We start from the raw sequence: 876 nt of genomic DNA, 5'->3' as shown, positions 1-876 counted from the left end.
TACGGCGTGACGCGGCTGTGCCGTGTTCTGGCGGTCCAGCGCAGGCAGGGCTACTACGAGTGGCTGGCCGCTGAACCGGCGAGGCAGGCCCGCCAGGACGACGACGAGCACCTGGCCACGCTGATCCGGCAGATCCAGGCCGAGCACCGCGGTTACGGGTCGCCGCGGATCACCGCTGAGCTGCGCCGCCGCGGGCTACGGGTCAACCGCAAACGCGTCGAGCGGGTCATGCGCGAACGCGGGATCGCCGGGATCACCCGCCGCCGGCGGCGGTCACTGACCAAGCCCGACGCCAAGGCCGCTCCGGCGCCGGACCTGATCCGCCGTGACTTCACCGCACCCGTCCCAGGTGTGCGGCTGGTCGGGGACATCACCTACCTGCCCACCGCCGAGGGCTGGCTGTACCTGGCCACCACGATCGACCTGTTCAACCGGGAGATCGTCGGGCACGCCATGGCCACCCACATGCGCGCCGACCTCGTCAGCGACGCCGTCGCACTGGCCCACCGGCGCGGCCTGGTCCGCCCCGGCGCGATCTTCCACTCCGACCGCGGCAGCCAATACACATCGAAGGACTTCAGAGCCACGCTGAGCAGGCTGCACATGCGACCGTCGATGGGCCGGACCGGGTCGTGCTACGACAACGCCGTCGCCGAGTCGTTCTTCGCCACCCTCAAAGCCGAGATCGGCACCCGCGTCTTCGCCAGCCGCGCCGAAGCCCGCCGGGAGGTGTTCGCCTACATCAACTACTACAACAACAAACGATTGCATTCCACCGCGAATTACCAGACACCACGCGAAGCACGTATCTGCTATCGTCCACCCATCGCCCTCGCGGCATGAAACTCCGGTGTCCGGTCCCGGGGTGGAACTTCA

General features: G+C 68.5%; 1 protein-coding gene. It reads left to right on the top strand.

The genetic code is table 11. The features are described from left to right. A partial coding sequence (locus IH26_RS0152520; protein WP_034218340.1) for an IS3 family transposase occupies nt 1-843 on the top strand: 843 nt, incomplete at its 5' end. Nucleotides 844-876: the final 33 nt, after the last annotated feature.

Source organism: Actinoplanes subtropicus (genome assembly GCF_000721705.1).
GTDB classification, from domain to species: domain Bacteria; phylum Actinomycetota; class Actinomycetes; order Mycobacteriales; family Micromonosporaceae; genus Actinoplanes; species Actinoplanes subtropicus.
The sequence above is the reverse complement of the archived record's forward strand: the minus strand, read 5'-3'. Positions and strand labels throughout refer to the sequence as shown.